A 23,801-nucleotide genomic window follows, 5' to 3' on the forward strand; every position below is an offset into this window, starting at 1 on the left:
AAAGCGAAAGGCTGATGGCTGGTGGCTCTTGCCACCGGCCTTTTTCCGTTATTGGCAACCGACTGGGTCGGTGCTGGTAACGAGCTGTAACCACCCGATGCGGTGGCGCAAACCATGGGGTTTGCACGATTTTCTGGCTGCTCCCGTCGGGAGGGGCCAAACAAGCAGGTGACCAAGCTGGGGAACGCTGATGGCTTACTCATATACTGAGAAAAAACGTATCCGCAAGGACTTTAGCAAGTTGCCGGACGTCATGGATGTGCCGTACCTCCTGGCCATCCAGCTGGATTCGTATCGTGAATTCTTGCAAGCGGGAGCGACTAAAGATCAGTTCCGCGACGTGGGCCTGCATGCGGCCTTCAAATCCGTTTTCCCGATCATCAGCTACTCCGGCAATGCTGCGCTGGAGTACGTCGGTTATCGCCTGGGCGAACCGGCATTTGATGTCAAAGAATGCGTATTGCGCGGTGTAACTTACGCCGTACCTTTGCGGGTAAAAGTGCGCCTGATCATTTTCGACAAAGAATCGTCGAACAAAGCGATCAAGGACATCAAAGAGCAAGAAGTCTACATGGGTGAAATCCCCCTGATGACTGAGAACGGTACCTTCGTAATCAACGGTACCGAGCGTGTAATCGTTTCCCAGCTGCACCGTTCCCCGGGCGTGTTCTTCGACCACGACCGTGGCAAGACGCACAGCTCCGGCAAACTGCTGTACTCCGCGCGCATCATTCCTTACCGCGGTTCGTGGCTGGACTTCGAGTTCGACCCGAAAGACTGCGTGTTCGTGCGTATCGACCGTCGTCGCAAGCTGCCTGCATCGGTACTGCTGCGCGCGCTCGGCTATACCACTGAAGAAGTGCTCGACGCGTTCTACACCACCAACGTCTTCCACGTGCAAGGTGAAAACCTCAGCCTGGAACTGGTGCCTCAGCGCCTGCGCGGTGAAATTGCTGTCCTGGATATCCTGGATGACAAAGGCAAGGTTATTGTCGAGCAAGGTCGTCGTATCACTGCTCGCCACATCAACCAGCTGGAAAAAGCAGGGATCAAAGAGCTGCAAGTGCCTCTGGACTACGTCCTGGGTCGCACTACCGCCAAGGTCATCGTGCATCCGGCAACCGGCGAAATCCTGGCAGAGTGCAACACCGAGCTGAACACCGAAATCCTGGCGAAAATCGCCAAGGCTCAGGTCGTTCGCATCGAAACTCTGTACACCAACGATATCGACTGCGGTCCGTTCGTCTCCGACACACTGAAGATCGACTCCACCAGCAACCAATTGGAAGCGCTGGTCGAGATCTATCGCATGATGCGTCCAGGCGAGCCGCCAACCAAAGACGCTGCCGAGACGCTGTTCAACAACCTGTTCTTCAGCCCTGAGCGCTATGACCTGTCTGCGGTCGGCCGGATGAAGTTCAACCGTCGTATCGGTCGTACCGAGATCGAAGGTTCGGGCGTGTTGTGCAAAGAAGACATCGTCGCGGTACTGAAGACTCTGGTCGACATCCGTAACGGTAAAGGCATCGTCGATGACATCGACCACTTGGGTAACCGTCGTGTTCGCTGCGTAGGCGAAATGGCCGAGAACCAGTTCCGCGTTGGCCTGGTACGTGTTGAGCGTGCGGTCAAAGAGCGTCTGTCGATGGCTGAAAGCGAAGGCCTGATGCCGCAAGACCTGATCAACGCCAAGCCAGTGGCTGCGGCGGTGAAAGAGTTCTTCGGTTCCAGCCAGCTGTCCCAGTTCATGGACCAGAACAACCCGCTGTCCGAGATCACCCACAAGCGTCGTGTTTCTGCACTCGGCCCTGGCGGCTTGACTCGTGAGCGTGCTGGCTTTGAAGTGCGTGACGTACACCCGACTCACTACGGTCGTGTATGCCCGATTGAAACGCCGGAAGGTCCGAACATCGGTCTGATCAACTCCCTGGCCGCCTATGCGCGCACCAACCAGTACGGCTTCCTCGAAAGCCCGTACCGTGTGGTGAAAGACGCACTGGTCACCGACGAGATCGTGTTCCTGTCCGCCATCGAAGAAGCTGATCACGTGATCGCTCAGGCTTCGGCCACGATGAACGACAAGAAAGTCCTGATCGACGAGCTGGTAGCTGTTCGTCACCTGAACGAGTTCACCGTCAAGGCGCCGGAAGACGTCACCTTGATGGACGTGTCGCCGAAGCAGGTAGTTTCGGTTGCAGCGTCGCTGATCCCGTTCCTCGAGCACGATGACGCCAACCGTGCGTTGATGGGTTCGAACATGCAGCGTCAAGCTGTACCAACCCTGCGCGCTGACAAGCCGCTGGTCGGTACCGGCATGGAGCGTAACGTAGCTCGTGACTCCGGCGTTTGCGTCGTGGCTCGTCGTGGCGGCGTTATCGATTCCGTCGACGCCAGCCGTATTGTGGTTCGTGTTGCTGATGACGAAGTTGAAACCGGCGAAGCTGGTGTCGACATCTACAACCTGACCAAGTACACCCGCTCCAACCAGAACACCTGCATCAACCAGCGTCCGCTGGTGCGTAAAGGTGATCGGGTTCAGCGCAGCGACATCATGGCTGACGGTCCGTCCACCGATATGGGTGAACTGGCTCTGGGTCAGAACATGCGCATCGCGTTCATGGCATGGAACGGCTTCAACTTCGAAGACTCCATCTGCCTGTCCGAGCGTGTGGTTCAGGAAGATCGCTTCACCACGATCCACATTCAGGAACTGACCTGTGTGGCACGTGACACCAAGCTTGGGCCAGAGGAAATCACTGCAGACATCCCGAACGTGGGTGAAGCTGCACTGAACAAACTGGACGAAGCCGGTATCGTTTACGTAGGTGCTGAAGTTGGCGCAGGCGACATTCTGGTAGGTAAGGTCACTCCGAAAGGCGAGACCCAACTGACTCCGGAAGAGAAGCTGTTGCGTGCGATCTTCGGTGAAAAAGCCAGCGACGTTAAGGACACCTCCCTGCGAGTGCCTACCGGCACCAAAGGTACTGTCATCGACGTACAGGTCTTCACCCGCGACGGCGTTGAGCGTGATGCTCGTGCACTGTCGATCGAGAAGACTCAACTCGACGAGATCCGCAAGGACCTGAACGAAGAGTTCCGTATCGTTGAAGGCGCCACTTTCGAACGTCTGCGTTCCGCTCTGGTCGGCCACAAAGCCGAAGGCGGCGCCGGTCTGAAGAAAGGTCAGGAAATCACCGACGAAGTTCTCGACGGTCTTGAGCATGGTCAGTGGTTCAAACTGCGCATGGCTGAAGATGCTCTGAACGAGCAGCTCGAGAAGGCTCAGGCCTACATCGTTGATCGCCGCCGTCTGCTGGACGACAAGTTCGAAGACAAGAAGCGCAAACTGCAGCAGGGCGATGACCTGGCTCCAGGCGTGCTGAAAATCGTCAAGGTTTACCTGGCAATCCGTCGCCGCATCCAGCCGGGCGACAAGATGGCCGGTCGTCACGGTAACAAAGGTGTGGTCTCCGTGATCATGCCGGTTGAAGACATGCCGCACGATGCCAATGGCACCCCGGTCGACGTCGTCCTCAACCCGTTGGGCGTACCTTCGCGTATGAACGTTGGTCAGATCCTTGAAACCCACCTCGGCCTCGCGGCTAAAGGTCTGGGTGAGAAGATCAACCGGATGATCGAAGAGCAGCGCAAAGTCGCCGAGCTTCGTAAGTTCCTGCACGAGATCTACAACGAGATCGGCGGTCGTAACGAAGATCTGGATAGCTTCTCCGACCAGGAAATCCTGGATCTGGCGAAGAACCTGCGTGGCGGCGTTCCAATGGCCACTCCAGTGTTCGACGGTGCCAAGGAAAGCGAAATCAAGGCCATGCTGAAACTGGCAGACCTGCCAGAAAGCGGCCAGATGCAGCTGACCGACGGCCGTACCGGCAACAAGTTCGAGCGCCCGGTTACTGTTGGCTACATGTACATGCTGAAGCTGAACCACTTGGTAGACGACAAGATGCACGCTCGTTCTACCGGTTCGTACAGCCTGGTTACCCAGCAGCCGCTGGGTGGTAAGGCGCAGTTCGGTGGTCAGCGTTTCGGGGAGATGGAGGTCTGGGCACTGGAAGCATACGGTGCTGCTTACACTCTGCAAGAAATGCTCACAGTGAAGTCGGACGATGTGAACGGCCGTACCAAGATGTACAAAAACATCGTGGATGGCGATCACCGTATGGAGCCGGGCATGCCCGAGTCCTTCAACGTGTTGATCAAGGAAATTCGTTCCCTCGGCATCGATATCGATCTGGAAACCGAATAACACGTGACGCGAATCGAGAGCGGGGCAGGATTGCCCGCTCTCTGCTCCGCCAGGAGGAAAGGCCTTGAAAGACCTACTGAATTTGCTGAAAAACCAGGGTCAAGTCGAAGAGTTCGACGCCATCCGTATCGGATTGGCATCGCCTGAGATGATCCGTTCGTGGTCGTTCGGTGAAGTTAAAAAGCCGGAAACCATCAACTACCGTACGTTCAAACCTGAGCGTGACGGCCTGTTCTGCGCCAAGATCTTTGGCCCGGTAAAGGATTACGAGTGCCTGTGCGGTAAGTACAAGCGCTTGAAGCACCGTGGCGTCATCTGCGAGAAGTGCGGCGTTGAAGTCGCGCTGGCTAAAGTTCGTCGTGAGCGTATGGCGCACATCGAACTGGCCTCGCCAGTTGCCCACATCTGGTTCCTGAAATCGCTGCCGTCGCGTATCGGCTTGCTGATGGACATGACCCTGCGTGATATCGAACGCGTTCTCTACTTCGAGAGCTATGTCGTTATCGATCCAGGCATGACCACCCTTGAAAAAGGTCAGCTGCTGAACGACGAGCAGTACTTCGAAGCGCTGGAAGAGTTCGGCGACGATTTCGATGCCCGCATGGGTGCCGAAGCTGTCCGTGAACTGCTGCACGCTATCGACCTGGAACACGAGATTGGCCGTCTGCGTGAAGAAATTCCGCAAACCAACTCCGAAACCAAAATCAAGAAGCTGTCCAAGCGTCTGAAGTTGATGGAAGCCTTCCAGGGTTCCGGCAACCTTCCAGAATGGATGGTGCTGACCGTTCTGCCGGTTCTGCCGCCAGATCTGCGTCCACTGGTCCCGCTGGATGGCGGTCGCTTCGCGACTTCCGACCTCAACGATCTGTATCGTCGAGTGATCAACCGTAACAACCGCTTGAAGCGTCTGCTCGATCTGTCCGCTCCGGACATCATCGTGCGCAACGAAAAGCGTATGTTGCAGGAAGCCGTCGACGCACTGCTCGACAACGGTCGTCGTGGCCGCGCTATCACTGGTTCCAACAAGCGTCCTCTGAAATCCCTGGCTGACATGATCAAGGGTAAACAGGGTCGTTTCCGTCAGAACTTGCTCGGTAAGCGTGTTGACTACTCCGGTCGTTCGGTAATTACAGTAGGTCCGACCCTGCGTCTGCACCAGTGCGGTCTGCCAAAGAAAATGGCTCTCGAGCTGTTCAAGCCGTTCATTTTCGGCAAGCTGGAAATGCGTGGTCTTGCTACCACCATCAAAGCTGCCAAGAAGATGGTCGAGCGCGAGCTGCCGGAAGTTTGGGACGTTCTCGCTGAAGTCATCCGCGAACACCCGGTTCTCCTCAACCGTGCACCGACCCTTCACCGTCTGGGTATCCAGGCGTTCGAACCGGTACTGATCGAAGGCAAGGCTATCCAGCTGCACCCTCTGGTCTGTGCTGCGTACAACGCCGACTTCGACGGCGACCAAATGGCCGTGCACGTACCGCTGACACTGGAAGCCCAGTTGGAAGCGCGTGCGTTGATGATGTCGACCAACAACATTCTGTCGCCAGCCAACGGTGAGCCAATCATCGTTCCGTCGCAGGACGTTGTATTGGGTCTGTACTACATGACTCGTGAAGCGATCAACGCCAAGGGCGAAGGTCGTGTGTTCGCGGATCTGCAGGAAGTTGACCGTGTGTTCCGTGCCGGCGAAGCCGCACTGCACGCCAAGGTCAAAGTGCGGATCAACGAAACCGTCAACGATCGTGATGGCGGCAGCGTCAAGAACACTCGTATCGTCGACACGACTGTCGGCCGTGCGCTGTTGTTCCAGGTTGTTCCACCAGGCCTGTCGTACGACGTCGTCAACCAGCCGATGAAGAAAAAGGCGATCTCCAAGCTGATCAACCAGTGCTACCGCGTGGTTGGTTTGAAAGAGACCGTTATCTTCGCTGACCAGTTGATGTACACCGGTTTTGCCTATTCGACCATTTCCGGCGTTTCCATCGGTGTTAACGACTTCGTTATCCCTGATGAAAAAGCCCGCATCATCGGTGCCGCTACCGACGAAGTGAAAGAGATCGAAAGTCAGTACGCCTCCGGCCTGGTAACCCAGGGCGAGAAGTACAACAAAGTGATCGACCTTTGGTCCAAGGCGAACGACGAAGTTTCCAAGGCGATGATGGCCAACCTCTCGAAAGAGAAAGTCATCGACCGTCATGGCGTCGAAGTCGACCAGGAATCCTTCAACTCGATGTACATGATGGCCGACTCGGGCGCACGGGGTTCTGCTGCGCAGATCCGTCAGCTCGCCGGTATGCGTGGTCTGATGGCCAAGCCGGACGGTTCCATCATCGAAACGCCGATTACTGCGAACTTCCGTGAAGGTTTGAGTGTACTTCAGTACTTCATCTCGACTCACGGTGCTCGTAAAGGTCTGGCGGATACCGCGTTGAAAACTGCGAACTCCGGTTACCTGACTCGTCGTCTGGTAGACGTGGCGCAGGATCTGGTTGTGACCGAGATCGATTGCGGCACCGAACATGGCCTGGTAATGACTCCGCACATTGAAGGCGGTGACGTTGTTGAGCCGTTGGGTGAACGCGTATTGGGTCGTGTCATTGCCCGTGACGTATTCAAGCCAGGTACCGAGGAAGTTATCGTTCCTGCTGGCACCCTGGTAGACGAGAAGTGGGTCGAGTTCATCGAGCTGAACAGCATCGACGAAGTGATCGTGCGTTCGCCGATCAGCTGCGAAACCCGCTACGGCATCTGCGCCAAGTGCTACGGCCGTGACTTGGCTCGTGGTCACCAGGTGAACATCGGTGAAGCGGTCGGCGTTATTGCTGCCCAGTCCATCGGTGAGCCGGGTACCCAGCTGACCATGCGTACGTTCCATATCGGTGGTGCGGCAAGCCGGACCTCCGCAGCCGACAGCGTTCAGGTGAAGAATGGCGGTACCGTCCGTCTGCACAACCTGAAGCACGTTGAGCGAGTGGATGGTTGCCTGGTAGCTGTGTCCCGTTCCGGTGAGCTGGCTATCGCTGATGACTTCGGTCGTGAGCGCGAGCGCTACAAGCTGCCGTACGGTGCTGTGATTTCGGTTAAAGAAGGTGACAAGGTCGACGCTGGCGCAATCGTGGCCAAGTGGGATCCGCACACTCACCCGATCGTTACCGAAATGAAAGGTACCGTGACCTACGTGGGCATGGAAGAAGGCATCACGATCAAGCGTCAGACTGACGAATTGACCGGTATGACCAACATTGAAGTACTCGACGCCAAAGACCGTCCAGCTGCCGGTAAAGATATCCGTCCTGCTGTGAAGATGGTTGATGACAACGGCAAGGATCTGTTGCTGCCAGGCACTGACGTTATCGCTCAGTACTTCCTGCCAGCCAACGCCCTGGTCGGTGTAGCGGACGGTGCGAAAATCGCGATCGGTGATGTTATCGCTCGTATTCCGCAAGAGACTTCGAAAACCCGTGACATCACCGGTGGTCTGCCGCGTGTTGCCGACTTGTTCGAAGCCCGTCGTCCGAAAGAAGCCTCGATTCTGGCTGAAGTCAGCGGCACCATCGCGTTCGGTAAAGAGACCAAAGGCAAGCGCCGTCTGGTTATTACCCCGAACGACGGTAGCGATCCTTACGAAGAGCTGATTCCGAAGTGGCGTCACCTGAACGTCTTCGAAGGCGAACAGGTAAACCGCGGCGAAGTTATCTCCGACGGCCCGAGCGATCCACACGATATCCTGCGTCTGCTGGGTGTAAGTGCGCTGGCCAAGTACATCGTGAACGAGATCCAGGACGTTTACCGTCTGCAAGGCGTGAAGATCAACGACAAGCACATCGAGACCATCCTGCGTCAGATGCTGCGTAAAGTTGAAATCGCTGAATCCGGCGATTCCAGTTTCATCAAGGGCGACCAGATGGAATTGACTCACGTTCTGGTAGAGAACGAGCGCCTGGCTGGCGACGAGAAATTCGTTTCCAAGTTCACTCGCGTACTGCTGGGTATCACCAAGGCGTCGTTGTCCACCGAATCGTTCATCTCGGCGGCTTCCTTCCAGGAAACCACTCGCGTACTGACCGAAGCGGCGGTAACCGGCAAGCGCGATTACCTGCGCGGCCTGAAAGAAAACGTTGTCGTGGGTCGTCTGATCCCGGCAGGTACCGGTCTGGCTTATCACAGCGAGCGCAAGCGCCGCCGTGATGCTGACAAACCGTTGCGCGTAAGCGCCAGTGAAGTGGAAGCTGCACTGACCGAAGCGCTGAACTCGAGCGGTAACTGAGTTCTGCGATAAATGAGTGTGAGGCCCTGGCCATTCCGTTCATCGAATCGAGACAATTTGTCGAGGTTGGATGAGCGGGGAGGTCGGGGCCTTGCCTTGACTGGGGGCAAGATCCTCTTTAGACTCTTGTACCCCTAAATTTGGCGGGAATTCGTTCCTGCCATTTTGCTTTTCTTGCAAGACAATAGCGTCGCAAGACAACAGTGGAGCTAGTAGATGGCAACTATCAACCAGCTGGTACGTCAGCCGCGTAAGCGTATCGTCGAGAAATCCGACGTGCCTGCGCTGCAGAACTGCCCGCAACGTCGTGGCGTATGCACCCGTGTGTATACCACTACGCCGAAAAAACCTAACTCGGCACTGCGTAAAGTATGCCGTGTGCGTCTGACCAACGGTTTCGAGGTTTCCTCGTACATCGGCGGTGAAGGCCACAACCTGCAAGAGCACAGCGTCGTACTGATCCGTGGCGGCCGTGTAAAAGACTTGCCAGGTGTTCGTTACCACACCGTTCGCGGTTCTTTGGATACTTCCGGCGTTAAAGGTCGTAACCAGGGTCGTTCGAAGTACGGTACCAAGAAGCCTAAGTAGTAGTGGCTTTTTGTAAAAACAGATTTTCTATTTTTCTGAGTCGATAAGAGTAAGGTCGGAGGCGTCCCGAAAGGGCACCGATTCCGAGCGAACCTGAAGACCGTTTGAGGGCTTATCCATGCCAAGAAGACGCGTAGCAGCCAAGCGCGAAGTGCTTGACGATCCAAAATACGGCAGCCAGATCCTGGCCAAGTTCATGAACCACGTAATGGAAAGCGGCAAGAAAGCCGTTGCCGAGCGTATCGTTTATGGCGCGCTGGAAAAGGTTAAAGAACGCAAGAACAGCGATCCCCTGGAAATCTTCGAGAAAGCTCTCGACGCCATCGCTCCGCTGGTCGAAGTAAAGTCGCGCCGTGTAGGCGGTGCTACTTACCAGGTTCCGGTCGAAGTTCGTCCGTCCCGTCGTAACGCTCTGGCAATGCGCTGGTTGGTAGACTTCGCCCGTAAGCGCGGCGAGAAGTCTATGGCTCTGCGTTTGGCTGGCGAACTGTTGGACGCTGCTGAAGGTAAAGGTGCTGCAGTTAAGAAGCGTGAAGACGTGCACCGTATGGCTGAGGCCAACAAGGCTTTCTCGCACTACCGCTTCTAATTTTAGCGTCACTAATTTTGCGAGGGCTTTATGGCTCGTACAACACCGATTAATCGCTACCGTAACATTGGTATCGTTGCTCACGTGGATGCTGGTAAAACCACCACCACCGAGCGCGTCCTTTTTTACACTGGCAAAAGTCACAAAATGGGCGAGGTGCATGACGGCGCCGCGACCACCGACTGGATGGTGCAGGAGCAGGAGCGTGGTATTACCATTACTTCTGCTGCCATTACCGCCTTCTGGCAGGGTTCCGAGAAGCAGCACAAAGACCAATACCGCTTCAACGTCATCGACACCCCGGGCCACGTTGACTTCACTATTGAAGTTGAGCGTTCCCTGCGTGTTCTCGACGGCGCGGTCGTTGTGTTCTGCGGTACCTCGGGCGTTGAGCCTCAGTCGGAAACCGTATGGCGTCAAGCCAACAAATACGGCGTTCCACGTCTTGTTTACGTAAACAAGATGGACCGTGCTGGTGCGAACTTCCTGCGCGTGATCGGTCAGATCAAGCAGCGTCTGGGTCACACTCCGGTGCCAATTCAGTTGGCTATCGGTTCCGAAGACAACTTCCAGGGTCAGATCGATCTGATGTCCATGGAAGCTGTTTACTGGAATGACGCTGACAAAGGCATGACTCCACGTCGCGAGCCTATCCCTGCTGAATTGCAGGAACTGGCTGACGAGTGGCGCAGCAACATGATTGAAGCTGCGGCCGAAGCCAGCGAAGAGCTGATGAACAAGTACCTCGAAGGTGAAGAACTCACCAACGCGGAAATCAAGGCCGCTCTGCGTCAGCGTACTATCGCTGGTGAGATCGTTCTGGCTGTTTGCGGTTCTTCCTTCAAGAACAAGGGTGTTCCCCTGGTTCTCGACGCCGTTATCGACTACCTGCCGGCTCCTACCGACATTCCTGCCATCAAGGGTACTGACCCGGATGACGAGACCAAGGAAATGGAGCGTCACGCAGACGACAGCGAGCCGTTCTCGGCTCTGGCGTTCAAGATCGCTACCGACCCATTCGTGGGTACCTTGACCTTTGTTCGGGTTTACTCGGGCGTGTTGGCCTCCGGCGACGGCGTGATCAACTCGGTTAAAGGCAAGAAAGAGCGCGTGGGTCGTATGGTGCAAATGCACGCAAACGCCCGTGAAGAAATCAAGGAAGTACGCGCTGGTGACATCGCGGCCTTGATCGGCATGAAGGACGTCACCACTGGTGAGACTTTGTGCAACGCTGACAAGCCAATCATCCTGGTTCGCATGGACTTCCCGGAGCCGGTTATTTCGGTTGCCGTAGAGCCTAAGACCAAGGACGACCAGGAAAAAATGGGTATCGCTCTGGGCAAGCTTGCTCAGGAAGACCCGTCTTTCCGCGTCAAGACTGATGAAGAGACTGGTCAAACGATCATCTCCGGCATGGGCGAGTTGCACCTGGACATCCTGGTTGACCGGATGCGCCGTGAGTTCAACGTCGAAGCCAACATCGGTAAGCCTCAAGTTTCGTACCGTGAGCGCATCACGAAGAGCTGCGAAATTGAAGGCAAGTTCGTTCGTCAGTCCGGCGGTCGTGGCCAGTTCGGTCATTGCTGGATTCGTTTTGCTCCTGCTGACGAAGGTCAGGAAGGTCTGCAATTCCTGAACGAAGTAGTGGGTGGTGTGGTTCCTAAGGAATACATCCCGGCTATCCAGAAAGGTATCGAAGAGCAGATGAAGAACGGCGTAGTTGCCGGCTATCCGCTGATCGGCCTGAAGGCTACCGTGTTTGATGGTTCCTACCACGACGTCGACTCGAACGAGATGGCGTTTAAGGTGGCTGCTTCCATGGCGACCAAGCAACTGGCCCAGAAGGGCGGTGGTGAGTTGCTCGAGCCGATCATGGCGGTAGAGGTCGTTACACCTGAAGACTATATGGGTGACGTGATGGGCGACCTTAACCGTCGTCGCGGCATGATCCTGGGTATGGAAGATACGGTTTCCGGTAAAGTAATTCGTGCCGAGGTTCCGTTGGGCGAGATGTTCGGTTATGCGACCGACGTTCGTTCCATGTCCCAAGGTCGCGCAAGCTACTCTATGGAATTCAAAAAATACAATACAGCTCCGTCGCACATCGTCGAAACTGTAACCAAAAAACAAGGCTGATTCAGTCCTTTAGGCTAGGAGTTAATTGTCGTGGCTAAAGAAAAATTTGACCGTACCCTCCCGCACGTCAACGTTGGCACCATCGGTCACGTCGACCACGGTAAAACCACGCTGACCGCTGCTCTGACTCGCGTTTGCTCCGAAGTTTTCGGTTCGGCCGTTGTTGCTTTCGACAAGATCGACAGCGCTCCGGAAGAGAAGGCTCGTGGTATCACCATCAACACCGCGCACGTTGAATACAACTCGCTGATCCGTCACTACGCTCACGTTGACTGCCCAGGTCACGCTGACTATGTGAAGAACATGATCACCGGTGCTGCTCAGATGGACGGCGCTATCCTGGTTTGCTCGGCCGCTGATGGTCCGATGCCACAAACCCGTGAGCACATCCTGCTGTCCCGTCAGGTTGGCGTTCCGTACATCGTTGTCTTCCTGAACAAGGCTGACATGGTTGACGACGCTGAGCTGCTGGAACTGGTTGAGATGGAAGTGCGCGATCTGCTGAGCACTTACGACTTCCCAGGTGACGACACTCCGATCATCATCGGTTCGGCTCTGATGGCTCTGAACGGCCAAGACGACAACGAAATGGGCACCACTGCCGTTCGTAAACTGGTTGAGACTCTGGACAGCTACATCCCGGATCCAGTTCGTGTTATCGACAAGCCGTTCCTGATGCCAATCGAAGACGTATTCTCGATCTCCGGTCGCGGTACTGTTGTAACTGGCCGTATCGAGCGCGGTATCGTCAAGGTTCAGGATCCACTGGAAATCGTTGGTCTGCGTGACACCACCGTCACCACCTGCACCGGTGTTGAAATGTTCCGTAAGCTGCTCGACGAAGGTCGTGCTGGCGAGAACTGCGGCGTTCTGCTGCGTGGTACCAAGCGTGACGACGTTGAGCGTGGCCAGGTTCTGGTTAAGCCAGGTTCGGTTAAGCCGCACACCAAGTTCGAAGCAGAAGTCTATGTTCTGAGCAAAGAAGAAGGCGGTCGTCACACTCCGTTCTTCAAAGGCTACCGTCCACAGTTCTACTTCCGTACTACTGACGTGACTGGTAACTGCGAACTGCCGGAAGGCGTTGAAATGGTAATGCCAGGCGACAACATCAAAATGGTTGTCACCCTGATCAAGACCATCGCAATGGAAGACGGTCTGCGTTTCGCTATCCGTGAAGGCGGTCGTACCGTCGGCGCTGGCGTCGTAGCCAAAATCATCGAGTAAGCTCTTTTTGAGTAAGCTTTGATGAGTTGAAAAAGCCCCCGCTTAGCGGGGGCTTTTTTATTGGGTTGACACCCATCTGGGGCGTCTATAGAATTGCGCCTCCTTTTAACGGGCGTATTGCGCCCGGTGGGAATAGCAGCCGGAGTCTGAAATCCAATGCAAAATCAGCAAATCCGTATCAGGTTGAAGGCTTTTGACCATCGCCTGATCGACCAATCCACCCAGGAAATCGTGGAAACCGCGAAACGTACTGGTGCTCAAGTGCGTGGTCCAATTCCACTGCCTACCCGTAAAGAGCGGTTCACCGTTCTGGTCTCCCCGCACGTCAACAAAGATGCGCGTGACCAGTACGAGATCCGTACTCATAAGCGCGTTCTGGACATCGTCCAGCCAACGGATAAAACCGTTGATGCTCTTATGAAGCTTGATCTTGCGGCCGGTGTGGAAGTGCAGATCAGCCTCGGCTAAGACTCGGTCTTAGTCGTGTAACGCTCTGAAATGGGCGGCCATAGCGGGTGAAAGCCCCGTACACTCATGAGGTTTACAACATGACTATTGGTGTAGTCGGTCGTAAATGCGGTATGACCCGTATTTTCACCGAAGAAGGTGTCTCCATTCCGGTCACGGTCATTGAGATCGAGCCGAATCGCGTCACCCAGTTCAAAACTGAAGAGACCGATGGCTATCGTGCAGTGCAAGTCACTGTAGGCGAGCGTCGTGCTTCGCGTGTTACAGCTGCTCAGGCTGGCCACTTCGCTAAAGCGAACGTTGCCGCTGGTCGTACCGTAATGGAATTCCGCCTTGAAGAAGGCGAGTACCAGGCCGGCGATCTGATCAACGCTGAAATCTTCGCCGCTGGTCAACTGGTTGATGTAACCGGTCAGTCCAAAGGTAAAGGCTTCCAGGGTACGATCAAGCGTTGGAACTTCCGCGGGCAAGATAATACCCACGGTAACTCCGTGTCCCACCGCGTTCCAGGCTCTATCGGCCAGTGCCAGACTCCTGGTCGTGTATTCAAGGGCAAAAAAATGTCCGGTCATATGGGCGCTGAGCGCGTGACCGTGCAGTCCCTCGAAGTAGTGCGCGTGGACGCTGAACGCAATCTGTTGTTGGTCAAGGGCGCTGTTCCTGGCGCTACTGGCGGCAACTTGGTTGTACGTCCAGCAGCCAAGGCTCGCGGTTAAGGGGAAGCTGACATGCAATTAAATGTAAATGACGCTCAAGCGATCGAAGTTTCCGAACTGACATTTGGCGGCGAATTCAACGAGACGCTGGTTCACCAAGCAGTCGTGGCCTACATGGCCGGCGGCCGTCAAGGTAGCAAGCAGCAAAAGACCCGTTCCGACGTTCGTGGTGGCGGTAAGCGCCCATGGCGTCAGAAAGGTACTGGCCGTGCTCGTGCCGGTACTATCCGTAGCCCAATCTGGCGTGGCGGCGGTACCACTTTCGCAGCTCGTCCTCAGGATCACACCCAGAAGCTGAACAAGAAGATGTATCGCGCAGCAATGCGTTCCATCCTTGCTGAGCTGGTGCGTACTGATCGTCTGGTTGTGGTTCAGGACTTCGCTGTTGATGCACCGAAGACCAAAGATCTGCTGAACAAACTGACCGGCATGGGCCTGACTGACGTCTTGATCGTGTCTGAAGTAGTTGATCAGAACCTGTACCTGGCTGCTCGCAACCTGCCACACGTTGATGTGCGTGACGTGCAAGGTTCCGATCCAGTTAGTCTGATCGCATACGACAAGGTGTTGATCACCGTGTCGGCCGTGAAGAAATTCGAGGAGCTGCTGGGATGAACCAGGAACGCGTATTTAAAGTTCTGCTTGGCCCGCACGTTTCCGAGAAGGCTACGGTTCTGGCTGACAAGAAAGGCCAGTTCGTTTTCAAGGTTGCAACTGACGCAACCAAGCTGGAAATCAAGAAGGCCGTCGAAAGCCTGTTCAGCGTGAAAGTAGAGCGTGTTACTACCCTGAATGTTCTGGGTAAGAGCAAGCGCACTGCTCGCGGTCTGGGCAAGCGTAATGACTGGAAGAAGGCAGTTATCTCCCTTCAGCCAGGCCAAGATCTCGATTTCAGCAGCAGTGCTGAGTAAGGAAGGGGTGCATCATGGCAATCGTTAAATGCAAACCGACTTCCCCTGGCCGCCGTTTTGTGGTCAAGGTGGTCAACCAGGAGCTGCATAAAGGCGCTCCTCACGCACCGCTGCTCGAGAAAAAATCGAAGACTGGTGGTCGTAACAACAATGGTCGTATTACCACTCGTCACATCGGTGGTGGCCATAAGCAGCATTATCGTCTGGTCGATTTCCGTCGCAACGACAAAGATGGCATCGCTGCCACTGTCGAGCGTATCGAATACGATCCAAACCGTACTGCTCACATCGCTCTGCTGCTGTACGCAGATGGCGAGCGTCGCTACATCATCGCCCCTAAAGGCGTGAGTGCTGGCGACCAGCTGATCGCAGGTGCTCTGGCACCGATCAAGCCGGGCAACGCTCTGCAACTGCGTAACATTCCAGTTGGTAGCACCGTACACGGCATCGAATTGAAGCCAGGTAAAGGCGCGCAAATCGCTCGTTCCGCTGGTGCTTCGGCTCAGCTGATCGCTCGTGAAGGTGTCTACGTGACCCTGCGTCTGCGTTCTGGTGAGATGCGTAAAGTGCTGGCTGAATGCCGCGCGACCCTGGGTGAAGTCTCGAACTCCGAGCACAGCCTGCGTTCGCTGGGTAAAGCTGGTGCCAAACGCTGGCGTGGCGTTCGCCCAACCGTTCGTGGTGTTGCCATGAACCCGGTTGACCACCCACATGGTGGTGGTGAAGGTCGTACCTCTGGTGGTCGTCATCCGGTATCGCCATGGGGCTTCCCGACTAAGGGCGCGAAGACTCGTGGTAATAAGCGTACCGACAAAATGATCGTCCGTCGTCGCAAGTAAATAGAGGGATACGACAGTGCCACGTTCTCTGAAAAAAGGTCCTTTTATCGATCTTCACCTACTGAAGAAGATCGAAGTGGCGGCGGAAAAGAACGATCGCAAACCAGTTAAAACCTGGTCGCGCCGTTCGATGATCCTGCCACAAATGGTCGGTCTGACCATCGCAGTACACAACGGTCGTCAACATGTGCCAGTTCTCGTGAACGAAGACATGGTCGGCCACAAACTGGGCGAGTTCGCCGGTACCCGCACATATCGTGGGCACGTGGCTGACAAGAAAGCCAAGCGTTAAGGGGTTAGGAAATGGAAGTAGCCGCTAAGTTGTCGGGCGCTCGAATCTCCGCCCAGAAAGCCCGCTTGGTCGCCGACCAGATCCGCGGGAAGAAGGTGGGCGAAGCGCTCAACTTGTTGGCTTTCAGCAGTAAGAAAGCCGCCGAGATCATGAAGAAAGTGCTGGAGTCGGCCGTAGCCAACGCCGAGCATAACGAAGGCGCAGACGTTGATGACCTTAAAGTCAGCACCGTTTTCGTCAACGAAGGGCGTTCGCTGAAGCGAATCATGCCACGTGCCAAAGGCCGTGCTGATCGCATCGTCAAGCGGTCTTGCCATATCACTGTCAAGGTTGCTGACAAGTAACGGAGTCGAAGAGATGGGTCAGAAAGTACATCCCATTGGCATTCGCCTGGGAATCGTCAAGGAGCACACCTCCGTCTGGTACGCAGACGGTCGGACTTATGCGGACTATTTGTTCGCTGATCTGAAGGTGCGTGAGTATCTCCAAGACAAACTAAAAAGCGCGTCCGTAAGCCGTATCGATATCCATCGTCCGGCCCAAACTGCACGTATCACCATCCACACCGCTCGTCCAGGTATCGTTATCGGGAAGAAAGGTGAAGATGTTGAGAAACTGCGTCAGGACCTGACCAAGCAAATGGGTGTGCCTGTGCACATCAATATCGAAGAAATCCGCAAGCCGGAGCTCGACGGTATGTTGGTTGCGCAGAGCGTAGCTCAGCAGCTGGAGCGTCGCGTAATGTTCCGTCGCGCTATGAAGCGCGCTGTACAGAACGCCATGCGCATTGGTGCCAAAGGCATCAAAATCCAAGTGAGCGGTCGTCTCGGCGGTGCTGAAATCGCACGTACTGAATGGTATCGCGAAGGTCGTGTGCCACTGCACACCCTGCGTGCCGACATCGACTATGCCAACTACGAAGCTCACACCACTTATGGTGTGATCGGTGTAAAGGTTTGGATCTTCAAAGGCGAAGTAATTGGTGGTCGCCAAGAAGAGCTGAAACCACAAGCACCAGCGCCTCGTAAAAAAGCTGCTAAGTAAGGGGTACGCCAAATGTTGCAACCAAAGCGTACGAAGTTCCGCAAGCAAATGACTGGTCACAACCGTGGCCTGGCATTGCGCGGTAGCAAAGTCAGCTTCGGCGAGTATGCGCTGAAGTCTGTAGCTCGTGGTCGTCTCACCGCTCGTCAGATCGAGTCAGCGCGTCGTGCACTGACCCGTCACGTTAAACGTGGCGGCAAGATCTGGATCCGTGTATTCCCGGACAAGCCTATTTCCAAAAAGCCACTCGAAGTTCGGATGGGTAAAGGTAAGGGTAACGTGGAGTACTGGGTAGCCCAGATTCAGCCAGGCAAAGTCCTGTATGAAATCGAGGGCGTTTCTGAAGAGCTGGCGCGTGAGGCTTTCGCCCTGGCTGCTGCGAAGCTGCCACTCGCCACCTCCTTTGTTAAACGGACGGTGATGTGATGAAAGCGAATGAACTTCGTGAAAAAGACGCGCCGCAGCTTAACGAGCAACTGCTCGGCCTGCTGCGCGACCAGTTCAATCTGCGCATGCAGAAAGCAACTGGCCAGTTGGGGCAGTCTCACCTGCTCCGGCAAGTTAAGCGTGACATCGCTCGCGTGAAGACTGTGCTCAAACAGCAGGCAGGTAAGTAATCATGGCTGAAGCCGAAAAAACCGTCCGTACGCTGACTGGCCGTGTTGTCAGCGACAAAATGGACAAGACCATCACCGTTCTGATCGAGCGTCGCGTAAAGCACCCGATCTACGGTAAATACGTTAAGCGTTCGACTAAGCTGCACGCGCACGACGAAACCAATCAGTGCCACATCGGCGACAAAGTCACTATTCGTGAAACTCGTCCTTTGGCCAAGACCAAGTCTTGGGCGCTGGTTGATGTTCTCGAACGCGCTGTGGAAGTCTAAGGACTAGGGGTCGGAGAAATTATATGATTCAGACTCAATCCATGCTCGATGTGGCCGATAACAGCGGCGCTCGCCGCGTTATGTGCATCAAGGTGCTGGGTGGCTCCCATCGTCGTTACGCTGGTATCGGTGACATCATCAAAGTTACCGTGAAGGAAGCAATTCCTCGCGGTAAGGTGAAAAAAGGCCAAGTGATGACTGCTGTAGTAGTCCGCACTCGTCACGGCGTACGTCGTGCTGATGGCTCCATTATCCGCTTTGATGGCAACGCTGCTGTTCTTCTGAACAACAAGCAAGAGCCGATCGGCACCCGTATCTTTGGGCCAGTGACCCGTGAACTTCGTACTGAGAAGTTCATGAAGATCGTCTCGCTCGCCCCAGAAGTGCTGTAAGGAGATCCGACATGCAAAAGATTCGTCGTGACGACGAGATCATCGTGATCGCCGGCAAAGACAAAGGTAAGCGCGGTAAGGTGCTTAAGGTTCTCGCTGACGACCGTCTGGTCGTAGGTGGTCTGAACCTGGTTAAGCGTCATACCAAGCCAAACCCGATGTCGGGCGTACAAGGCGGTATCGTCGAGAAAGAAGCGCCACTGCACGCTTCCAACGTTGCCATTTTCAACGGCGAAACCAACAAGGCTGACCGCGTTGGTTTCAAAGTAGAAGACGGTAAGAAAATTCGTGTCTTCAAGTCGACCCAAAAAGCGGTTGATGCTTGAACACTGCTAGGTAGAAGACCATGGCACGACTAAAAGAGATTTACCGGAAGGAAATCGCACCGAAGCTTAAGGAAGAACTTAAGCTGTCGAACGTGATGGAAGTTCCGCGCGTTACCAAAATCACCCTGAACATGGGTCTGGGCGAAGCGATCGGCGACAAAAAAGTCATCGAGCACGCTGTTGCTGACCTGGAAAAGATCACCGGCCAGAAAGTCGTTGTGACTTACGCTCGGAAATCCATCGCTGGCTTTAAAGTCCGTGAAGGTTGGCCGATCGGCGTCAAAGTGACCCTGCGCCGTGAGCGTATGTACGAATTCCTGGATCGTCTGCTGTCGATCTCCCTGCCTCGGGTCCGCGACTTCCGCGGTCTGAATGCCAAGTCCTTCGATGGTCGTGGTAACTACAGCATGGGCGTTAAAGAGCAGATCATTTTCCCGGAAATCGACTACGACAAGATCGATGCTCTCCGCGGTCTGGACATTACCCTGACCACCACTGCCAAGAACGATGATGAAGGTCGCGCCCTGTTGCGTGCTTTCAAATTCCCGTTCCGCAACTGATTGGAGTAGGAAAATGGCCAAGATGAGCATGAAAAACCGCGAGCTGAAACGTCAGCTCACGGTTGCCAAGTACGCCAAAAAGCGTGCAGCACTGAAAGCTATCATCGTTGATCTGAACGCAAGTCCAGAAGCGCGTTGGGAAGCTACAGTAGCTCTGCAGAAGCAGCCACGTGACGCAAGCGCTTCGCGCATGCGTAACCGCTGCCGCCTGACCGGTCGTCCACACGGCGTTTACCGCAAGTTCGGCCTTGGCCGTAACAAGCTGCGTGAAGCTGCAATGCGTGGTGACGTACCTGGTCTGGTTAAAGCCAGCTGGTAAGCACTATCAAAGTCTCGGCGTTCGGGATCGCGAGATCCTGACCGCCGGTGACCTTGAACTTGAATCAAGCCCCTTTTGGGGCTTGATTCATTTGTGGGGTGTGTCTAGAATACCCGGCTCGCCTGAGCCCGTGCTTTTTTCGCATGGATGAGCTCGGCGACAAGTAGTAGCCGCAAGGCTAATTTTTTTGTATTAGGAGCGTCTAGCCCATGAGTATGCAGGACCCGTTAGCGGACATGCTAACTCGAATCCGTAATGCCCAGATGGCTGAAAAGTCCGTCGTAAGCATGCCATCTTCTACTTTGAAGGTAGCTGTTGCCAAAGTCCTGAAGGACGAAGGTTACATTGCGGGTTATCAGATCAGCAGCGAAATCAAACCACTGCTGTCCATCGAGCTGAAGTACTTCGAAGGCCGTCCGGTCATCGAGGAAGTGAAGCGCGTTAGCCGTCCAGGCCTGCGTCAGTACAAGTCCGTCGATGATCTGCCAAAAGTTCGTGGCGGTCTCGGTGTGTCTATCGTCTCCACCAACAAAGGTGTGATGACGGATCGTGCTGCGCGCGCTGCCGGTGTCGGCGGCGAAGTTCTTTGCACTGTGTTCTAAGGGGGGATAAGCATGTCACGCGTCGCTAAGAACCCCGTTAAGCTGCCAGCCGGTGTCGAAGTCAAATTCGCAGGCCAACAGCTTTCGGTGAAGGGTGCCAAGGGCACTCTCGAACTGAACATCCATTCGTCCGTTGAGATCGTTGAAGAAGCTGGTGAGCTGCGTTTCGCTGCTCGCAATGGCGATCAACAAACTCGCGCAATGGCTGGTACCACTCGTGCGTTGGTAAACAACATGGTCCAAGGCGTAAGCCAAGGCTTCGAGCGCAAGCTCCAGCTGGTCGGTGTTGGTTACAAAGCGCAAGCAAAAGGCACAGTGCTGAACCTGGCTCTTGGCTTCTCGCACCCAGTGGATTATGAACTGCCGGAAGGCATCACCGCTGAGACTCCTAGCCAGACCGATATCCTGATCAAGGGCATCGACAAGCAGCTGGTAGGTCAAGTGGCCGCCGAGATCCGCGACTTCCGTCCACCAGAGCCGTACAAAGGCAAAGGTGTGCGCTACGCGGACGAAGTCGTCCGTCGTAAAGAAGCCAAGAAGAAGTAGGGCATAGCAAATGACCGACAAAAAAGTTACTCGACTGCGTCGCGCTCGCAAAGCACGCCTGAAAATGCACGAACTCGAAGTCGTGCGTCTCTGCGTGTTCCGCTCGTCGCAGCACATCTACGCCCAGGTCATTTCGGCCGACGGCAACAAAGTCCTGGCATCTGCCTCGACTTTGGATAAAGAACTGCGTGATGGCGCCACTGGCAACATCGACGCGGCCACTAAGGTTGGCCAGCTGGTCGCTACGCGTGCTAAAGCCGCTGGCGTCTCGCAGGTGGCTTTCGACCGCTCTGGCTTCAAGTACCACGGCCGCGTCAAGGCGCTGGCTGATGCTGCTCGTGAAGCTGGGCTGGAGTTCTAAGTTATGTCAAATAACGACCAAAAGCGCGACGAAGGCTACATCGAGAAGCTGGTTCAAGTTAACCGCGTAGCCAAAACCGTTAAAGGCGGCCGTATCTTCACTTTCACCGCGTTGACCGTGGTTGGTGATGGTAAAGGGCGCGTTGGCTTCGGCCGTGGCAAGTCGCGTGAAGTGCCTGCTGCGATCCAGAAGGCAATGGAAGCTGCTCGCCGCAACATGATCCAAGTTGATCTGAACGGCACCACTCTGCAGTACGCAATGAAGTCCGCCCATGGCGCTTCGAAGGTGTACATGCAGCCTGCTTCTGAAGGTACCGGTATCATCGCTGGCGGCGCTATGCGTGCTGTCCTCGAAGTTGCTGGCGTTCAGAACGTTCTGGCCAAGTGCTACGGCTCGACTAACCCGGTAAACGTGGTTCACGCCACTTTCAAAGGTTTGAAAGCTATGCAGTCTCCTGAATCCATTGCCGCCAAGCGTGGCAAAAGCGTCAAGGAGATCTTCTGATCATGGCTACCGTTAAAGTTACGCTGATCAAAAGCATGACCGGCCGCATCCCTAACCACAAGCTGTGCGTTAAGGGTCTGGGTCTGCGTCGCATCGGTCACACTGTAGAAGTACTTGATACTCCCGAGAATCGCGGGATGATCAACAAGGCTTACTACATGCTGCGTGTCGAGGGTTAATCGATGAAACTCAATGATCTGAGTCCAGCGCCGGGTTCCCGTCGCGAAAAGCATCGTCCGGGCCGTGGTATCGGTAGTGGTTTGGGCAAGACCGGTGGTCGTGGCCACAAAGGTCAGTCCTCCCGCTCCGGTGGCACCATTGCTCCAGGCTTTGAAGGCGGTCAACAGCCGCTGCATCGTCGCCTGCCGAAGTTCGGTTTCGTTTCCCTGAAAGCCATGGATCGCGCAGAAGTGCGTCTGTCCGAGCTGGCTAAAGTGGAAGGCGACATCGTCACCGTGCAGTCCTTGAAAGATGCCAACGTGATCAACGTCAACGTACAGCGTGTGAAAATCATGCTGTCCGGCGAAGTGACTCGCGCTGTTACCATCGGAAAGGGAATCGGCGCCACCAAAGGTGCGCGTGCGGCTATCGAAGCAGCTGGCGGCAAGTTCGAGGAATAAATGGCTAAGCAAGGTGCTCTCTCTGCGCTCGGCAAAGGCGGTATGTCTGAACTCTGGGCTCGTCTGCGTTTTCTGTTCCTGGCGATTATCGTCTACCGAATAGGCGCACACATCCCGGTTCCAGGTATCAACCCGGACCGACTCGCGGACCTGTTTCGACAGAATGAGGGGACCATTCTTAGCTTGTTCAACATGTTTTCCGGCGGCGCGCTGGAGCGGATGAGCATCTTTGCACTGGGGATCATGCCGTACATCTCGGCATCGATCATCATGCAACTGATGAGCGCCGTCAGCCCGCAGCTGGAGCAGTTGAAGAAGGAAGGTGAAGCTGGCCGTCGCAAGATCAGCCAGTACACCCGCTACGGCACTGTCGTCCTCGCTCTTGTTCAGGCAATTGGCATGTCCATTGGTCTGGCAGGGCAGGGCGTTGCGTTCACTGGTGACTTTGGCTTCCATTTCGTCGCGGTATCCACTTTTGTGGCTGGTGCGATGTTCATGATGTGGCTGGGTGAGCAGATTACTGAGCGTGGTGTTGGCAACGGTATCTCGATGTTGATTTTTTCGGGTATCGTCGCCGGTCTTCCGAGAGCGATCGGGCAGTCTTTCGAGTCTGCACGTCAGGGTGATATCAACATCTTCGCCCTGGTTGCCATCGGTTTGCTGGCAGTAGCGATTATCGGTTTCGTGGTGTTCATTGAGCGTGGTCAGCGTCGTATTGCTGTTCACTACGCCAAGCGTCAGCAGGGTCGTAAGGTCTTCGCTGCGCAGACTAGCCACTTGCCGCTGAAGGTGAACATGGCCGGTGTTATTCCGGCCATTTTCGCGAGCAGCATTTTGCTGTTCCCGGCTTCGTTGGGTGCCTGGTTCGGCCAGTCTGAAGGTATGGGCTGGTTGCAGGACATCTCGCAGTCGATCGCTCCTGGTCAGCCGTTGAATATTCTGCTGTTTAGTGCAGGGATTATTTTCTTCTGCTTCTTCTATACGGCGTTGATGTTCAATCCGAAAGACGTAGCGGAAAACCTGAAGAAGTCCGGTGCCTTTATTCCGGGTATCCGTCCAGGTGAGCAGTCTGCGCGCTACATTGATGGCGTTCTGACTCGCTTGACCATGTTCGGTGCTCTTTACATGACGGCCGTGTGCTTGTTGCCCCAGTTCCTGGTGGTTGCAGCAAACGTACCGTTCTACCTTGGCGGGACCTCGTTGCTGATCGTCGTCGTGGTTGTGATGGACTTCATGTCCCAAGTACAATCGCACCTCGTTTCGCACCAGTACGAATCCCTGATGAAGAAAGCCAACCTGAAGGGTTACGGCAGCGGCATGTTGCGCTGAGTACCCATAAGGTTCGAGGAG

At 55.2% G+C, this 23,801-nt stretch carries 28 protein-coding genes; all 28 read left to right on the forward strand.

All coding sequences use genetic code 11. From position 1 onward, the window contains the following. Positions 1–190 precede the first annotated feature (190 nt). Positions 191–4,264, forward strand: coding sequence for a DNA-directed RNA polymerase subunit beta (gene rpoB, locus ACYZTL_RS18530; protein WP_461952995.1), 4,074 nt, complete (start codon positions 191–193; stop codon positions 4,262–4,264). 64 nt (positions 4,265–4,328) lie between these two features. Beyond that, positions 4,329–8,528 carry a DNA-directed RNA polymerase subunit beta' gene (gene rpoC, locus ACYZTL_RS18535; protein ID WP_017341073.1) on the forward strand — a complete coding sequence of 1,400 codons (4,200 nt, stop codon included), beginning with the start codon at positions 4,329–4,331 and terminating at the stop codon, positions 8,526–8,528. Between the two features lie 216 nt (positions 8,529–8,744). Further along, positions 8,745–9,116, forward strand: a complete 372-nt coding sequence (gene rpsL / locus ACYZTL_RS18540) for a 30S ribosomal protein S12 (RefSeq protein ID WP_002555494.1) — start codon at positions 8,745–8,747, stop codon at positions 9,114–9,116. A 118-nt stretch (positions 9,117–9,234) separates the two neighbouring features. After that, complete coding sequence (rpsG, locus tag ACYZTL_RS18545) at positions 9,235–9,705, forward strand: 30S ribosomal protein S7 (protein ID WP_002555493.1); 471 nt, start codon at positions 9,235–9,237, stop codon at positions 9,703–9,705. A gap of 30 nt (positions 9,706–9,735) precedes the next feature. After that, entirely contained in the window at positions 9,736–11,841 is a 2,106-nt protein-coding gene (gene fusA / locus ACYZTL_RS18550) for an elongation factor G (protein ID WP_008030893.1), read from the forward strand. 30 nt (positions 11,842–11,871) lie between these two features. Beyond that, complete coding sequence (tuf, locus tag ACYZTL_RS18555) at positions 11,872–13,065, forward strand: elongation factor Tu (protein WP_007896660.1); 1,194 nt, start codon at positions 11,872–11,874, stop codon at positions 13,063–13,065. Positions 13,066–13,221: 156 nt separating this feature from the next. Next, on the forward strand, positions 13,222–13,533 hold the full coding sequence (rpsJ, locus tag ACYZTL_RS18560) for a 30S ribosomal protein S10 (RefSeq protein WP_003186070.1): 312 nt from the start codon (positions 13,222–13,224) through the stop codon (positions 13,531–13,533). Positions 13,534–13,613: 80 nt separating this feature from the next. After that, positions 13,614–14,249: a 50S ribosomal protein L3 gene (gene rplC / locus ACYZTL_RS18565; protein ID WP_003186059.1), complete on the forward strand. Its 636-nt coding sequence runs from the start codon at positions 13,614–13,616 to the stop codon at positions 14,247–14,249. Between the two features lie 12 nt (positions 14,250–14,261). Beyond that, entirely contained in the window at positions 14,262–14,864 is a 603-nt protein-coding gene (gene rplD, locus ACYZTL_RS18570) for a 50S ribosomal protein L4 (RefSeq protein ID WP_007896707.1), read from the forward strand. Next, positions 14,861–15,160, forward strand: a complete 300-nt coding sequence (gene rplW / locus ACYZTL_RS18575; RefSeq protein ID WP_002555488.1) for a 50S ribosomal protein L23 — start codon at positions 14,861–14,863, stop codon at positions 15,158–15,160. Before rplD ends, rplW begins: the two co-directional genes overlap by 4 nt. A gap of 14 nt (positions 15,161–15,174) precedes the next feature. Next, complete coding sequence (gene rplB, locus ACYZTL_RS18580; RefSeq protein ID WP_003210080.1) at positions 15,175–15,999, forward strand: 50S ribosomal protein L2; 825 nt, start codon at positions 15,175–15,177, stop codon at positions 15,997–15,999. Between the two features lie 16 nt (positions 16,000–16,015). Continuing rightward, positions 16,016–16,291, forward strand: coding sequence for a 30S ribosomal protein S19 (rpsS, locus tag ACYZTL_RS18585; RefSeq protein WP_002555486.1), 276 nt, complete (start codon positions 16,016–16,018; stop codon positions 16,289–16,291). A gap of 11 nt (positions 16,292–16,302) precedes the next feature. After that, entirely contained in the window at positions 16,303–16,635 is a 333-nt protein-coding gene (gene rplV, locus ACYZTL_RS18590; protein ID WP_003103908.1) for a 50S ribosomal protein L22, read from the forward strand. A gap of 13 nt (positions 16,636–16,648) precedes the next feature. Further along, positions 16,649–17,335: a 30S ribosomal protein S3 gene (gene rpsC / locus ACYZTL_RS18595; protein WP_003176422.1), complete on the forward strand. Its 687-nt coding sequence runs from the start codon at positions 16,649–16,651 to the stop codon at positions 17,333–17,335. A 12-nt stretch (positions 17,336–17,347) separates the two neighbouring features. After that, positions 17,348–17,761 carry a 50S ribosomal protein L16 gene (gene rplP / locus ACYZTL_RS18600; protein WP_019409905.1) on the forward strand — a complete coding sequence of 138 codons (414 nt, stop codon included), beginning with the start codon at positions 17,348–17,350 and terminating at the stop codon, positions 17,759–17,761. Beyond that, complete coding sequence (gene rpmC / locus ACYZTL_RS18605) at positions 17,761–17,952, forward strand: 50S ribosomal protein L29 (RefSeq protein ID WP_008030901.1); 192 nt, start codon at positions 17,761–17,763, stop codon at positions 17,950–17,952. Before rplP ends, rpmC begins: the two co-directional genes overlap by 1 nt. A 2-nt stretch (positions 17,953–17,954) precedes the next feature. Then, on the forward strand, positions 17,955–18,221 hold the full coding sequence (gene rpsQ / locus ACYZTL_RS18610) for a 30S ribosomal protein S17 (protein ID WP_003176419.1): 267 nt from the start codon (positions 17,955–17,957) through the stop codon (positions 18,219–18,221). 23 nt (positions 18,222–18,244) lie between these two features. Beyond that, positions 18,245–18,613 carry a 50S ribosomal protein L14 gene (gene rplN, locus ACYZTL_RS18615; protein WP_002555479.1) on the forward strand — a complete coding sequence of 123 codons (369 nt, stop codon included), beginning with the start codon at positions 18,245–18,247 and terminating at the stop codon, positions 18,611–18,613. Between the two features lie 11 nt (positions 18,614–18,624). Then, on the forward strand, positions 18,625–18,939 hold the full coding sequence (gene rplX / locus ACYZTL_RS18620) for a 50S ribosomal protein L24 (RefSeq protein WP_007896770.1): 315 nt from the start codon (positions 18,625–18,627) through the stop codon (positions 18,937–18,939). Positions 18,940–18,959: 20 nt separating this feature from the next. Next, on the forward strand, positions 18,960–19,499 hold the full coding sequence (rplE, locus tag ACYZTL_RS18625; protein WP_003210069.1) for a 50S ribosomal protein L5: 540 nt from the start codon (positions 18,960–18,962) through the stop codon (positions 19,497–19,499). Positions 19,500–19,512: 13 nt separating this feature from the next. After that, the gene (gene rpsN, locus ACYZTL_RS18630; protein WP_003176414.1) at positions 19,513–19,818 is read left to right on the forward strand and encodes a 30S ribosomal protein S14; all 306 of its coding nucleotides are present in this window, start codon (positions 19,513–19,515) and stop codon (positions 19,816–19,818) included. Between the two features lie 209 nt (positions 19,819–20,027). Continuing rightward, on the forward strand, positions 20,028–20,420 hold the full coding sequence (gene rpsH / locus ACYZTL_RS18635) for a 30S ribosomal protein S8 (protein WP_003186040.1): 393 nt from the start codon (positions 20,028–20,030) through the stop codon (positions 20,418–20,420). Positions 20,421–20,432: 12 nt separating this feature from the next. Continuing rightward, positions 20,433–20,966: a 50S ribosomal protein L6 gene (rplF, locus tag ACYZTL_RS18640; protein ID WP_003176412.1), complete on the forward strand. Its 534-nt coding sequence runs from the start codon at positions 20,433–20,435 to the stop codon at positions 20,964–20,966. Between the two features lie 10 nt (positions 20,967–20,976). Beyond that, a complete protein-coding gene (rplR, locus tag ACYZTL_RS18645; protein ID WP_003186037.1) occupies positions 20,977–21,327 on the forward strand; it encodes a 50S ribosomal protein L18 in 351 nt (116 codons plus the stop codon). Positions 21,328–21,330: 3 nt separating this feature from the next. Further along, positions 21,331–21,831 (forward strand): 30S ribosomal protein S5, encoded by a 501-nt coding sequence (gene rpsE / locus ACYZTL_RS18650; protein ID WP_003186035.1) that lies wholly within the window; start codon positions 21,331–21,333, stop codon positions 21,829–21,831. Between the two features lie 2 nt (positions 21,832–21,833). Then, positions 21,834–22,010 (forward strand): 50S ribosomal protein L30, encoded by a 177-nt coding sequence (gene rpmD, locus ACYZTL_RS18655; RefSeq protein ID WP_003186033.1) that lies wholly within the window; start codon positions 21,834–21,836, stop codon positions 22,008–22,010. A gap of 3 nt (positions 22,011–22,013) precedes the next feature. Beyond that, complete coding sequence (rplO, locus tag ACYZTL_RS18660; protein ID WP_007896782.1) at positions 22,014–22,451, forward strand: 50S ribosomal protein L15; 438 nt, start codon at positions 22,014–22,016, stop codon at positions 22,449–22,451. Further along, on the forward strand, positions 22,452–23,780 hold the full coding sequence (gene secY / locus ACYZTL_RS18665) for a preprotein translocase subunit SecY (protein WP_414908691.1): 1,329 nt from the start codon (positions 22,452–22,454) through the stop codon (positions 23,778–23,780). Positions 23,781–23,801 lie beyond the last annotated feature (21 nt).

The sequence above is a fragment of the Pseudomonas sp. LB3P81 genome (assembly GCF_054897965.1).